The sequence below is a fragment of the Roseovarius albus genome (genome assembly GCF_900172335.1).
In the GTDB taxonomy this organism is placed as follows: Bacteria; Pseudomonadota; Alphaproteobacteria; order Rhodobacterales; family Rhodobacteraceae; genus Roseovarius; species Roseovarius albus.
Genome location: NZ_FWFX01000004.1, coordinates 129,231 through 143,408, shown reverse-complemented (window position 1 = coordinate 143,408; position 14,178 = coordinate 129,231). Strand labels below are relative to the sequence as shown.

At 54.5% G+C, this 14,178-nt stretch carries 11 protein-coding genes; 4 read left to right on the top strand and 7 right to left on the bottom strand.

Features of this window, described 5'->3' with window-relative positions:
- Position 1 precedes the first annotated feature (1 nt).
- From ROA7450_RS08055 to recA, 4 genes are all read right to left on the bottom strand, one after another.
- Complete coding sequence (locus tag ROA7450_RS08055) at positions 2 to 475, bottom strand: MOSC domain-containing protein (protein WP_085805193.1); 474 nt, start codon at positions 473 to 475, stop codon at positions 2 to 4.
- Positions 475 to 762 carry a DUF1330 domain-containing protein gene (locus ROA7450_RS08050; protein WP_085805192.1) on the bottom strand — a complete coding sequence of 96 codons (288 nt, stop codon included), beginning with the start codon at positions 760 to 762 and terminating at the stop codon, positions 475 to 477. Before ROA7450_RS08050 ends, ROA7450_RS08055 begins: the two co-directional genes overlap by 1 nt.
- Positions 763 to 765: 3 nt before the next feature.
- Positions 766 to 3,426 (bottom strand): alanine--tRNA ligase, encoded by a 2,661-nt coding sequence (alaS, locus tag ROA7450_RS08045; RefSeq protein ID WP_085805191.1) that lies wholly within the window; start codon positions 3,424 to 3,426, stop codon positions 766 to 768.
- A 129-nt stretch (positions 3,427 to 3,555) separates the two neighbouring features.
- Positions 3,556 to 4,635, bottom strand: coding sequence for a recombinase RecA (recA, locus tag ROA7450_RS08040; RefSeq protein ID WP_085805190.1), 1,080 nt, complete (start codon positions 4,633 to 4,635; stop codon positions 3,556 to 3,558).
- 199 nt (positions 4,636 to 4,834) lie between these two features.
- Between recA and ROA7450_RS08035 the strand changes: the two genes are divergently transcribed.
- Complete coding sequence (locus tag ROA7450_RS08035) at positions 4,835 to 5,464, top strand: sulfotransferase family protein (protein ID WP_306372426.1); 630 nt, start codon at positions 4,835 to 4,837, stop codon at positions 5,462 to 5,464.
- Here ROA7450_RS08035 and ROA7450_RS08030 read toward each other — a convergent pair whose 3' ends face one another.
- The 3 genes from ROA7450_RS08030 to guaB form a co-directional block, all read right to left on the bottom strand.
- Entirely contained in the window at positions 5,465 to 7,435 is a 1,971-nt protein-coding gene (locus ROA7450_RS08030) for an ATP-binding response regulator (protein WP_370738205.1), read from the bottom strand.
- 438 nt (positions 7,436 to 7,873) lie between these two features.
- Complete coding sequence (locus tag ROA7450_RS08025; protein ID WP_085805187.1) at positions 7,874 to 9,055, bottom strand: RsmB/NOP family class I SAM-dependent RNA methyltransferase; 1,182 nt, start codon at positions 9,053 to 9,055, stop codon at positions 7,874 to 7,876.
- Complete coding sequence (gene guaB, locus ROA7450_RS08020; RefSeq protein ID WP_085805186.1) at positions 9,055 to 10,503, bottom strand: IMP dehydrogenase; 1,449 nt, start codon at positions 10,501 to 10,503, stop codon at positions 9,055 to 9,057. Before guaB ends, ROA7450_RS08025 begins: the two co-directional genes overlap by 1 nt.
- A gap of 306 nt (positions 10,504 to 10,809) precedes the next feature.
- Between guaB and ROA7450_RS08015 the strand changes: the two genes are divergently transcribed.
- The 3 genes from ROA7450_RS08015 to ROA7450_RS08005 all read left to right on the top strand — a co-directional run bounded on the left by ROA7450_RS08015 (position 10,810) and on the right by ROA7450_RS08005 (position 14,168).
- On the top strand, positions 10,810 to 11,436 hold the full coding sequence (locus tag ROA7450_RS08015) for a DnaJ domain-containing protein (RefSeq protein WP_085805185.1): 627 nt from the start codon (positions 10,810 to 10,812) through the stop codon (positions 11,434 to 11,436).
- Between the two features lie 172 nt (positions 11,437 to 11,608).
- The gene (gene cobS, locus ROA7450_RS08010) at positions 11,609 to 12,595 is read left to right on the top strand and encodes a cobaltochelatase subunit CobS (protein WP_085805184.1); all 987 of its coding nucleotides are present in this window, start codon (positions 11,609 to 11,611) and stop codon (positions 12,593 to 12,595) included.
- Between the two features lie 130 nt (positions 12,596 to 12,725).
- The gene (locus tag ROA7450_RS08005) at positions 12,726 to 14,168 is read left to right on the top strand and encodes a glycosyltransferase family 25 protein (RefSeq protein ID WP_085805183.1); all 1,443 of its coding nucleotides are present in this window, start codon (positions 12,726 to 12,728) and stop codon (positions 14,166 to 14,168) included.
- Positions 14,169 to 14,178: the final 10 nt, after the last annotated feature.

Here is a 14,178-nt window from a genome sequence, read left to right as displayed (position 1 = left end):
CTCAATCGCGGATCACCACCAGCGTATCCCCAATTACGATGCGCCCTGGTTTCAACACTTGGGCGCACCACCCTCCATGCCCGCGCATGGCGTTATAACCGCCTTTACCAAGGGCGGCCTCCATCCTGGAACAAGGCGCACAAGGCGCGGTAAATTCGATCTCACACGTTCCAAGCCGCAACCTGTTGTGACGTAGTGCTGTCAAATTGATGCCACTGACCACGACATTGCGACGCAACACCTTTGGCAAGATGATGTCTTGCCCACAAAGCGCTGCAATTACATGAAAATGTTCTTCTTGAATTAACGTCAGGGCACGTTTTCCCGGCCGCGCGTGATCCCCTGCCAAGCCATCCAATTTAACGTCAGCGCTCTCAACCGATTGTAGATCGGCCTTGCGTTCAGACCGCAGGCCAATCCATTCTATGCGCCCCGGTGCCGAATGCGTTTTTAGCAATTCGGCAAAACCCTGCATTATTCTGCCGTTTCCACGATCAGCAATTCACGCTCGGACGCATCGCGCGCATGGCTTAGCGCCTCTTGGTAATCAGCGCTGTGATAGCAGGTCTCAGCCGCTTCAACGCTAGGAAACTTGGCCACAACATTGCGAGGACGCTCTTTGCCTTCCAGCTGAACGTAACGACCCGCACGGGCAATAAAGTACCCCCCGTGCTTTTCAATCGCTGGCCCGGCCAACTTGGCATATTTGCCATAAGACTCTTCGTCCGTCACGGTCACATGTGCAATCCAAAGTGCTGGCATATTTTATCCTTCCAATACCGCTTCGGCCGCTTTGATCGCAGCCTCAGCATTGTTGGCGTCCCGGCCACCGCCTTGTGCCATATCCGGGCGGCCACCGCCGCCCTTGCCACCCAACTCTGGGGTCACGGCACGCACCAGATCGACAGCCGACACTTTGTCGGTCATGTCCTTGGTCACGCCTGCTGCAACGGCAGCCTTGCCATCCGCATCAGCAATCAACAGGACCGCACCTGATCCCAAGCGGTTCTTGTGCTCGTCAATCAACGCAGGTAGATCTTTACCAGACACGCCGCTCAGAACCTGCGATAGGAACTTTACGCCGTTGATCTCACGCGCCTCAGGGCCAGCTGCTTGGCCTGACCCACCGGCCATTGCTAGTTCACGCCGCAGTTGCGCCACCTCGTTGCTCAACGCCTTGCGCTCATCACTTAGGGCTTTGATCCGATCTGCCAAATCTTCGGGCTTCGCCTTAAGATCCGCCGCAATATCAGACACCCGTCGGGCCTGCGCGCTCAAATGGGCAAAGGCCGCCTCGCCCGTCAATGCCTCAATCCGGCGCACGCCCGAGCTGGACGCGCTTTCACCAATCAGAGCGAATACCCCAATGTCACCGGTCTGACGCACATGCGTACCGCCACACAGCTCAATCGAATAGGTCTGGCCATCCATCCCCTTGCCCGAGGATGCATCGGCGCCCATCGATACGACACGCACCTCGTCGCCGTACTTTTCACCAAAGAGCGCCTGCGCCCCCAGATCACGCGCATCATCTGGCGTCATGATCCGCGTTTCCACTGGCGTATTTTGACGAATATAGGCGTTCACCTCGGTTTCGACCTGGCTCAATTCTGCTGCGCTCATTGCCTTGGCATGACTAAAGTCAAACCGCAAACGATCCGCCGCATTTAATGAGCCGCGCTGTGCAACATGTTCGCCAAGCGCACCGCGTAGAGCCTCGTGCAGCAGGTGCGTCGCCGAGTGGTTGGCCCGAATGGACGACCGGCGTGCGTGTTCGACCTCCAACTGGGCCGCCTGCCCTTTGGAAATCTCACCTTCGGTGACTTCTCCAATGTGGATGAACACACCAGCGGATTTCTTGGTGTCAGTGACACGCACCAGACCGGATTCGGTTTTTAGTTCACCCGTGTCGCCCACCTGACCACCGGATTCGGCATAAAACGGCGTCTGGTTCAGAACCACTTGCACCTTGTCGCCCTTTCCGGCTTGTTCGGTCGCCGCGCCATCCTGCACCAGCGCCAAAATTTGTCCTTCGGCCACCTCGGTATCATAACCAAGGAAGTCGGTCGTACCATTCTGTTCGGCGATATCGAACCAGATTGTAGCATCCGCCGCCTCGCCCGAGCCAGACCATGCCGCACGTGCCTTGGCCTTCTGCTCTGCCATGGCGGTATCAAAGCCGTCTGTATCCACTTCACGGCCCTGTTCGCGCAGCGCATCCTGCGTCAGGTCCAGCGGAAAACCGTAAGTGTCATAGAGTTTGAACGCTGTCTGCCCCGGCAGCGCCGTTCCTTCTGGCAGGCCACCTAATTCGTCATCCAGCAGTCGCAGCCCCCGATCCAAGGTTTGCTTGAACCGGGTTTCCTCCAGCAATAGCGTCTCTTCGATCATTGCTTGCGCGCGCCCCAATTCTGGAAAGGCTGCGCCCATCTGCGCTACCAATGCAGGCACCAGACGATGCATGACAGGGTCTTTCGCCCCCAGCAAATGTGCATGCCGCATGGCCCGGCGCATGATCCGGCGCAGAACGTAACCACGCCCATCATTCGATGGCATCACCCCGTCTGCGATCAGGAAAGAGGTCGAGCGCAGGTGATCGGCAATCACACGGTGATGCACATTCTGATCACCGTACGGATCAACACTTGTGGCATTGGCTGAGGCTTCGATCAGTGCCTTGAACAGATCCGTGTCATAGTTGTCGTGGCTACCCTGCAACAATGCACCGATCCGTTCCAGCCCCATGCCGGTGTCAATCGACTGCATGTCCAGCGCTTTCATCGAACCGTCTTCGAACTGCTCGTTTTGCATGAAGACAATGTTCCAGATCTCGATGAACCGGTCGCCATCTTCCTCGGCTGAACCCGGAGGGCCGCCCCAGATGTGATCGCCGTGGTCGTAGAAAATCTCGGTGCATGGACCGCAAGGCCCAGTGGGGCCCATCTGCCAGAAGTTATCACTTGTATCGATGCGAATGATCCGGTCCTCAGGCACTCCGACCTTTCTCCAGATTTCGAACGCTTCGTCATCGGTGTGATAAACCGTGGCAAGCAACCGGCTCTTGTCGATACCAAAGTCCTTGGTGATTAGATTCCAAGCAAAGGGGATCGCCTCGTGCTTGAAATAATCCCCGAACGAGAAGTTCCCCAGCATTTCAAAGAATGTGTGGTGCCGCGCGGTATACCCCACATTATCCAGATCATTATGCTTGCCGCCAGCACGAACGCATTTTTGTGATGTCGTGGCCCGGGTGTAATCACGTTTTTCAACACCGGTGAACAAGTTTTTAAACTGCACCATGCCCGAGTTGACGAACATCAAGGTTGGGTCATTGCGCGGCACCAAGGGCGAACTCTCGACCACCTGGTGATCGTTTTGGTCAAAATAATTCAAAAAGGTAGAACGGATTTCATTCAGCGTCGGCATCGGGGTCTCTTTTCATGCTTCTGAGCGCAAGGCATCCTGCATGATTTAGCCGCGCCGCAGCAACATGTCTACAATAAGAAAACCCAGGCGATGCTGGCCTGGGTTTTAATTAGATTATGTCGCGGTGGTTTAAGCCTCGAGAATATCATCATCCTCTTTTCCCATGCCCTCGGGCATATCAAAATCCAATCCGTGTGCCGCGCGAATTTTATCTTCGATATCCAGTGCGGTGCGGGTGTTTTCCTTGAGGAAGTTTTTGGCGTTTTCTCGGCCCTGCCCGATGCGTTCATCGCCATAGCTGAACCAGCTGCCGGATTTATCCACCACGCCAGCTTTGACGCCCAGATCCAGTAGTTCACCCATCTTAGAGATGCCTTCACCATACATGATGTCAAATTCAACCTGCTTGAACGGCGGTGCCACCTTGTTTTTGACAACCTTCACACGGGTCGCGTTACCGACCACCTCGTCGCGATCCTTGATCGCCCCAATGCGGCGGATATCCAGACGGACCGAACTGTAGAATTTAAGCGCATTCCCACCAGTTGTGGTTTCGGGGCTACCAAACATAACACCAATTTTCATCCGGATCTGGTTGATAAACACTACTGTACATTTGCTGCGGCTGATCGAGCCAGTCAACTTGCGCATCGCCTGGCTCATCAGGCGGGCTTGAACACCAACGTTGCTGTCGCCCATATCACCCTCAAGTTCCGATTTGGGCGTCAGCGCCGCAACCGAATCGACAACCACCATGCTGACAGCACCGGAACGTACCAATGTGTCCACGATCTCCAGCGACTGCTCGCCTGTATCGGGCTGCGAGATCAGCAACTCATCCAGATCAACGCCGAGCTTCTTGGCATAGGCCGGGTCCAGCGCGTGTTCCGCATCCACAAAGGCGCAAACGCCGCCCTTTTTCTGCTCTTCCGCAATGCAGTGCAATGTCAGCGTGGTTTTACCAGAACTTTCCGGGCCGTAAATCTCGACAATCCGGCCCTTAGGCAGACCGCCGATCCCAAGGGCGATGTCTAATCCCAAGGAGCCGGTCGAAGTTGCCTCGATATCCTGCGCCGGGTTGTCCGCCCCCAACTTCATGATCGAGCCTTTGCCAAACTGCCGTTCAATCTGCGCCAACGCGCTATCGAGCGCTTTTTGCTTATCTGCGTTCTTCTTGCTGTCCATTGATAAAAGATCTGCCGTTGCCATTATTTCTCTTCCTTATTCCATACCCTGCCGCAGGCGGCAATCGCTGCAATTGTTCCCGTCTTGTTCTCATTCTTATGTGGACAAAATGAGAACATTGCAAGTAGTTTGTTCACAACTTAACTTTCATCCGGATCGGTTAAAGAGTAGTTTAAATGGCAGATATTAAGTTTGTAGCTTGGAAGGACTCTCAAAATTGCTCGTGTTTTCAAAGGCCAAGCTGGTGTTCCTTTCTGTACCCAAAACCGGAAGCACCGCTTATCAAGAAGCCCTTGCGCCACATGCAGCCTTCGTTATCAACCACCCGCCGGAACTCAAGCACTCTCCCGTCTATCGTTACAATCGGTTCTTTCGACCAATGATTGACCGATTCATCGGCGAAAACCTGGACATTGTCGCGGTGATGCGAGAACCAATTGATTGGCTTGGCAGTTGGTATCGTTATCGCCAACGCCCCGATTTGGATGGAAAAACCACTAGCAGCAAAGGGATCACGTTCGACGACTTTGTCGCTGCCTATTGCCATAACGACCAACCTGCATTTGCTAAAGTCGGGTCGCAGGCAAAGTTTCTTGAGCCGCAACGCAATGGCACAGCCATAACACACTTGTTCCGATACGATGATCGGGCCGGGCTCGAAAAATTTTTACAAGAGCGCATAGGGCATGCTGTTCAGACAAAACCCCGAAATGTCTCGCGCCTTGGCGACCTGACCTTATCCGATCAGACACGCGCCAAGTTTGAACGCAAATTTGGCGCCGATATCACACTTTGGAATGGAATTGGCGACAATGGAAATTTTATACCCGCCCCACCGCGCCCTAAGCCATGATCAAGCAAACATACGCTTTTGCTGAATTTTCTGCCCGACCAAACCCGTCAAATCAATGAGGGAGAACGGCTTTTGCAAAAAGGCCGAGTGATCAATCCTGTCTTGTTGGTCACTAAATGATTCTTCTGCATAACCGGAAACGAAAATGCTGGCGGTTTTGGGGCGCCCTTCCAATGCCTCGCGCACCCAACTCGGCCCATCCATCCCTGGCAAAATCACATCGGTCACGAATACATCCACTTGCAAATTCACGTCTTGCAATAGTGTTAACGCCTGCTCCCCAGACGCGGCTTCGATCACTGTATACCCACGCATTTGCAAAGCGCGAGAGGCGAAGGCCCGTACTGGTGCTTCGTCTTCCACAAGTAAAACCACTCCCCCAGTGATCACGACCTCCTGCTCGCTTATATGGGCCTGTTCCACTTCATTTTTCTCACGCTCGTGTACTGGCAGTATCAGAGTGAACTTTGTCCCTTCCCCGAGTTTACTGTCTGCAAAGATAAATCCACCGGTTTGTTTGATAATGCCATAGGCTGTCGATAACCCCAGCCCCGTACCCTCTCCGGCACGTTTTGTGGTATAGAATGGCTCAAAGATCTTTTGCATTTTTTCTTGGGGGATACCGCATCCTTCATCGCTCACCTCTACCTTAACGTATCGCCCCACCGCGACTGTCGCACGGTCCCGTTCAAGGGGGGCGCCGATCATGTAGTTGCTTGTTTCTATTTTGATTTCACCACCCTCTGGCATAGCATCGCGCGCATTCACCACCAAGTTCATCAAGACCTGCTCCAACTGGCGTTGATCTGCGCGAATGGCCCACAAGTCCATCCCATGATACACGGACAACGATACTGTTTCCCCAACCAGACGATTCAAAAGATGTGTCAGATCCGACAGGATTTCATGCATTTCAATCACTTTTGGCTTCAACGTCTGTTTACGGGAAAAAGCCAGAAGCTGGCTCACCAAAGCCGCCGCGCGATTGGTGTTCTGACTGATCTGCATGAGATCAGCGTATACGCTTTCTTCAGGATCGTGGCGCAGTAATAATAAATCACAATGCCCTGATATCGCGGTCAGCAAGTTGTTAAAATCATGCGCAACTCCACCAGCCAGTTGCCCAATCGCTTCCATTTTCTGGCTTTGGACAAATTGCGCCTCAAGAGATTTAAGTTCGGTTGCATCACTCAAAACCGCAATCAGCAGAGTTTCGCCGTTTTCTTGGATGCGCTCTAAGGCGATCCGAACAAAGACCTGTCGCTCTGCATCTTTCACTCTGAGAACTTCTGAGTGTTTTTCACCGCGCTCAGCAACAGCATCCCCCAACCAGTCGATGATCGAACGCCCCAAGCCCTCAAGCAGATCTTCCAAACGTTGCCCCGGTACAGCGTGCTGCCCGATCAATTGGCGTGCTGATCGGTTGGACAGAACTATTCTTCCATTCCGTTTCAGCTTGAGCAATGGGACAGGCAAGTCACCAAATACAGTCTCTTCCCGTCTGAAACTCGTTTCGGAATCTGAAAGCGGGGCCAAGACAACCTTGCGCTGCGTGCCCTTTGCATCCATTGCCCATTGTCCGACCAGACAGGACACCTTTTTATGTTTAGCTTGTTTATGTTTAGTTTGAAAATTGTGAATGCCCCCCTCCTCGAGGCGCTCCATATCACAGATTTGACTCAGGTGGATCACACGTGGTCCGAACACATCATCTGCGGCTGCATTCTGTTCCATCACTTCCCCGCTTGGACCAACTGTAAAGACGGGCAACGGCAAGCTATCTTCCGGATTGTCTTGCCCTGCCCACTTTCCTCCAAACTGCCAAAGAAAGTGACCCTGCCCCAAGTGACGCACCAAAAGCTGCAGACCTGTTGGGGGTCCACTCAACTCGTCTCTTGCATGCCCCTGTGCCCGGGCGATACGCTGTAATCGCACCATCACGGCTTCGGGGTCAGCATAAAATTCCCCCAACACAGCGCGAGGGCCACGTACAGATAGGTCTCCAAATTGGGTTTGTGCGCTAGCATTGGCGTAAAATCCCGAAGCGCTTGGCAAGCAAAACATAGCAGGCAAAACCTCGGCTTCACATATGTCCCGACCTATTCGCCTAACCTGTCGTGTTATCCACGCGTGCCCTGCCCGCACTGTTCCGATCAAAAGAGCGGCGTACAGACACGTAAAACCCGTCAGCAACATCGCTAGTTGCAACGCATCTTTTACAAAAACTTCAGCAACGAAGATTATTATGACCGATACGCCCAGTACAAACCATATCCCAGATCCCAAACGCTTTGACATTTGCGAAACAGACATCAACACAATTGTATGCACAGCTACGACTTTTCCCCAAGGTATAACCTTGGGGCAATATGTCGGGTTAGATGTTAATGGCAGGTTACCGGCTAAGCACTAAAACGCTTCAAATTTCGTTATCTTTTGCAAGATAGCGCAGAAAAATCCGTCCCCATCAGCCTGAACAGGCCACCGTTTTTGGTTCACGATCCGCCAATCGTTTTGAGCCTGCAAGAACTGCGCAATCTGCTCTTCATTTTCACTCTGAAGCACGGAACACGTTGCATAGACCAAATTTCCACCAGGACGGACCAGCATTGCAACTTTATCCAATATCTCAGCCTGCACTTCTATCAACTCGGCTAAATCATCGGGTGAAAAGCGCCATTTTGCACCTGGCGTTCGGCGCCAGGTCCCACTGCCCGAACACGGAACGTCACAAAGCACCAAATCAAAAGTCTGGCTGCGCAATTGCTGCTGCGTTACGATCTTCACGTCAACTCCGGCCCGAGCCGCGCGCTCTGGCAGGTCGCTCAATCGCGCCGCATTCGCATCATGTGCAAAATACCGGGCTTTGACCCGTCCGGCCATCGCCAGAGTCTTGCCCCCGCCTCCGGCACAATAGTCCAGCACACGCATGTCTGGCTCTAGGGGTAAAAGATCCATAGCCGACTGACTCGCCGCGTCCTGCAATTCAACCCAGCCGTCACGGTAAGCCCCGGACCCAGCGACACTTCGCGCGCCTTCTTCCACGATCAAAGCGGTCGGGGAAAGCGCTGAAGCCCGAGCCGAAATCCCTTCATCCGCAAGCGCCGATACGGCAGAAGACACGCCTGTCTTTTGCAGGTTGACCCGCAGACAGACTGGCGCACGTTGTGCCAACAGACGTGCGGTTTCTCCAAATTCATCCCCAAGCGCAGCTTGCATCGGCGGCACGATCCAATCTGGCAGATCGATTGCGCTGGGCCTGTTCGGGTTGACACGCGCAGCGTCAGTTTCAGCGTCATTCAAGGCGGCTGGCGCATAATTGGCGCCGGTAAACACCGTCTCCAGATCTATGCCTTGCAGGCGTAAAAGCCCAATCATGAGCGCTCGACCGGACTGTCCGCCCCCCAACTGGGCCGCGCTGTTTTTTTGCCGTAACACATCGAATACATGATCGCGTATCGCGGCCCGATCTTTGGACCCGGCAAACCGGCTACGACGTGCCCAACCGGTCAGCACCTTCTCAGCCGGAGCCCCCGCCTGAATTTCATCCAGAAGTTCAATCGCGGTCTGAACCCGCGCCGCCGGTGTCATCAGCCGATCCGATAGTTCGGGGCCTCACGGGTGATCTGCACATCATGCACGTGGCTCTCCTTGAGGCCCGCGCCGGTAATGCGCACAAAATCGCAGTTCTTGCGCATCTCATCCACGGTCGCACAGCCAGTATAGCCCATCGCCGCCCGCAGACCGCCCACCAACTGGTGGATCACCGTGCCAGCACCACCTTTATACGGAACCTGCCCCTCGATCCCTTCGGGCACCAGTTTGTCGCTGGCTGCATCTTTTTGGAAATACCGGTCCGCTGAACCACTCGCCATCGCACCCAGACTGCCCATGCCGCGATAAGCTTTGAACGACCGGCCTTGATAGAGGATCACCTCTCCGGGGCTTTCATCCGTACCCGCCAGCATCGAGCCGACCATGGAACAAGATGCCCCAGCCGCAATCGCCTTGGCAAAATCACCTGAAAACTTAATGCCACCATCGGCAATTACCGGTGTATTTCCACCGGCTTTGGCGCAATCCATGATCGCGGTCAGCTGGGGCACGCCCACACCGGCTACCATCCGCGTGGTACAGATTGATCCGGGGCCAATGCCCACCTTGATCGCATCCGCACCCGCATCGATCAGTGCACGGGTCGCCTCTGCCGTGGCCACGTTACCGGCAATGACCTGAACCTGATTGGACAACGCTTTGACCCGGCGCACCGCATCGATGACGCCAGCCGAATGGCCATGCGCGGTATCAATCACCACGATGTCCACACCCGCATCAATCAAGGCTTCCGAGCGCGCAAAACCACTATCACCGACAGAACTGGCGGCTGCCACACGCAGACGCCCCAAATCGTCTTTACAGGCTGTTGGATTCAAAACCGCCTGCTCGGTGTCTTTCAACGTCAACAGGCCGGTCAGCTTGCCAGCCTCATCAACCACCAGCAATTTCTCGATCCGGCGCGCGCGCATCAGGCTTTTGGCTTCTTCCAGATCCGCAGGTTCGCGCAGCATCGCCAGATTGTCACTGGTCATCATGACTGACACCGGCGTGTTGTCATCACTGGCAAAGCGCATGTCGCGATTGGTCACAATGCCCACAACGCGACCATCGCCATCAACAACTGGGAAACCGGTGACGCGATAGCGCTCTTGTAACGCCTTGGCATCGGCCAATGTCTGATCTGCTGTCAAGGTGATCGGGTTATACACCACCCCGGATTCGAAACGCTTAACCCGACGCACCTGCTGCGCCTGCTCCTCGGCACTCAGGTTTTTATGGATAACACCCATGCCACCGGCCTGTGCCATGGCAATCGCCATGCGCCCTTCGGTCACCGTATCCATGGCCGAGCTCAGAAGCGGGATATTGAGATCAATACTTGCCGTCACACGGGTCCGTGTATCCGCCGTGTTTGGCAGCACACTCGATTCTCCAGGAACCAGCAAAACATCATCGAAGGTCAGCGCCTCACGAATCTCCATATCATCATCTCCATGGGCAGTTCGTTTGACGCCTCCCTATTGCATGGATCGCATTCAGGGGAAAGCCCAATCGTATTTCCCCGGTATTTCAATCGCACAGGTTCTCGATCATTGTAGAAATCTCTTAATAAAAACTATAACTTAATCTCGGACACCTAATTGCATCATGCGACGAACACTCCCTGTCTGCACAACCGGCTAAATTCCGCAAATCAAAAACTTTTGTCATTTCGCACCTTCCCTTCGGCGCGTTTTATTCTAAAATCTGGCCTCCGAGTCGCAAACGCGTGTCGCAAAGGTGTGTCCATGAGCAAATCAGATCCGTTCGGTTTCGATATGTCCGTCTCAACGGCCAAGAAGAAAAACCCGCGTGGGCGTCGGGGAATGTCCGGCGAATCCACAACCTCGACCCGGGTTTGCGAACATGAAGGCTGCAATGAGCCGGGCCTCTATCGAGCACCCAAGGCGCCCGATGTGCTGGATGAATTTTTCTGGTTCTGCAAGGAGCACATCCGCGAATATAACTTGAAATGGAACTTCTTCGACGGCACGACCGAGGCTGAGATGAACGCCCAGATGTCTAAGGATAAAGTTTGGGAACGCGAAACCAAATCCTTCTCGGACCCCGAAGCCCGTGCCTGGGCACGTCTGGGTATCGAAGACCCGCATCAGGTGTTGGGCGGCAACGCCACGCAAAACCACGGCCGCAACAAACCCGGTGGCACCCGCAAACTGCCTCCGACAGAGCGCCGCGCTTTGGATATTCTTGAAGCACAAGACAACTGGACCAAGGCTGAGATCCGCAAGGCTTACAAGAAATTGATCAAGGTCCTGCACCCCGACATGAACGGCGGCGACCGTTCTCAGGAAGAACAGCTCCAAGAAGCCGTCTGGGCCTGGGATCAGATCAAACAGAGCAAGAGTTTTAAGTAGGATATTTACTTCGTTGATCTAATTGGTGGCGCTGGGCTGGGTTGGCGTACAATCTGGCCTTATAGATCTATCGTTCATATGATCAGGAAATCCCCTCATTCCCCTTGTCCTTTTGGTCAATTTGTTGCACCACATCTTGAATTGCCTACACATGTTTTGAGAAGGGTCTGAAATGGCTGACGGAAGCTTGGATATGAACGCGAAACCGACCGAAGAGATTTCCGTCCGCGAAGTGTTTGGAATTGATACTGATATGACGATCAAAGGCTTTGCCGAGCCTTCCGATCGCGTGCCGGAAATTGACGCGACTTATAAGTTCGACCCAGACACCACCCTCGCGATTCTGGCTGGGTTTTCCCATAACCGCCGCGTCATGGTCCAAGGCTACCACGGCACAGGCAAATCAACTCATATTGAGCAGGTCGCTGCCCGCCTCAACTGGCCCTGTGTGCGCGTCAACCTCGACAGCCACATCAGCCGGATCGACCTGATCGGTAAAGACGCGATCAAACTGCGCGATGGCAAGCAGGTGACTGAGTTCCACGAGGGCATCCTGCCCTGGGCCCTGCGCAACCCTGTGGCTATTGTGTTTGACGAATACGATGCCGGCCGCGCCGACGTGATGTTCGTGATCCAGCGGGTTCTGGAAACCGACGGCAAACTGACCTTGATGGATCAGAACGAGATCATCACGCCAAACCCAAACTTCCGCCTGTTTGCCACCGCCAACACCGTTGGTCTGGGTGACACCACCGGGCTGTATCACGGCACGCAACAGATCAACCAAGCCCAGATGGACCGTTGGTCACTGGTTGCGACGCTGAACTACCTCAGCCACGACGCCGAAACCAATATCGTGCTATCCAAAGCGCCGCTGTTCAACACCGCCGAAGGCCGCGACACCATCAGCCAGATGGTTACTGTCGCCGATCTGACCCGGACCGCGTTTATGAACGGCGACCTGTCCACCGTGATGAGCCCTCGGACCGTGATCAACTGGGCACAAAACACCCATATCTTCCGTGATGTTGGCTATGCCTTCCGCCTGAGCTTCCTCAACAAATGTGATGAACTGGAACGCCAGACCGTGGCCGAGTTCTATCAGCGCTGCTTCGACGAGGAACTGCCCGAAAGCGCCGCCAGCATGAGCATGGGTTAATGAATGAGAAGAGCAGAACATGTCATTGGAAATTCTGCTCTTTTCCTTTTTCAAAGCAAGAATGCAAACTGAACGCATTCAGTCGATTGGACCTCGATCAGTTCTATCCATATTTTGACAAGGCTCCAGCATGACCGGACACAACCACCAAACATTGGACGGTCTCGGCATCTTTTCGGGGCTGGTTGACAAGATCTATATCCTCAGCCTGCCTTCTGCAATTGAGCGGCGCGAACGTCTGCCCAAACATCTGGCCGAATTCGGCATCACCAATTTTGAATGGCACGACGGCTACGGCCCCGACGCGCCAGAGGTGCAGGCGCTCTTTGACACCGGTCAGGTCTTTCAATTCCCGCCCTGCTTTCGCTGTGGTCAAGAGCGCTGCAAGTGTTTCAACAACGCGCTAATCCCGCCCCAAGTGGCTAATTTCGCAGGATTTCTTTCCATCTGGCGCAAAATTTCGGCCAGCAACAGCCCCGCCTTGGTGATGGAAGATGACATCATCCTGCACCCCTGGGCCCCGCGCATTCTCAAGAAGCTCAAGCACCGCATCACCAAGGGCACACTGGATTTTTCCCCAACCACGCCAAAACTCCTGCGCCTCAGCTCGCCCCACTCGGAGGAGCACAGCAAATGGCGCCGCTTCCGTCTGATCGATGACGTGCGCATGTCGAACTACTGCTACGCCATGACCCCCGCCTTTGCCGCACAGGTCGTGGCCGAGTTTGACGGCGTGAACACCACATCAGATGTTCACCTGCATCAAAACGCCCCCAAACCCGGTCAGGCCCTCACCCTCCTGCCCCCAATCGCCACCGATCTGTCATGGTCCACTGGCAGCCTGGATTCTCACATTCATCCCAAGGAAAACCACCTTGAGCATCTCAAGGCCCATGGCACTAAGGAAGAGATCGAGGCCCACCACCAACGCCTGCGCCAACACATCAAACGGATCTACAGCCGCCCTATCCTGTGCGTCTCACACCCGAACGCAGGAGCTGAGTCCCTTGCACAGATGTTACAAACCGCTGGTCTAGAGATAGGCTTTGAACAAGATGGGTACGACGGTCTCAGCAGCAGCGCGCTTGCGGTAGAAGCGCACGAAAACCCCAATTCAGACGATCCAATCGCCCGCACCCGTCGTGCTCTTCATTGGAAGCACCTGATTCAGGCGGTTCAAGACCCGAAAACAGCCGTATCGGACATCTTGAACCTCAACGCGGAAAACCAGAGCTTCCTGCGCGATCACATCCTGCGTCTGACCGGCACCGATCTGAACGATTTCGAAACTGGCGCAGACCGCGCCGTGGCCTCGCTTTGCCTGTGGAGCCAGATCATTCGCGACCAGAACCCTGCCTTCACCTGCCGGATCGAACAAGACGCACCCGATCTGCTCGTCTATCTCAAATCCGAAGGCTATGAGGTGAATGAAGGCGCGATTACCTCTCAAGCGCAGCCCAACGCACCCGAGACCACGCCAGATTGGTCAAGCCTTAGCGCCAAAGCCGCAAAACTCTTGCAAGACTACTGTAAAACCTACAGATATGATCTACCTGAAGGTTGCAACACGTAACGGATCCGAC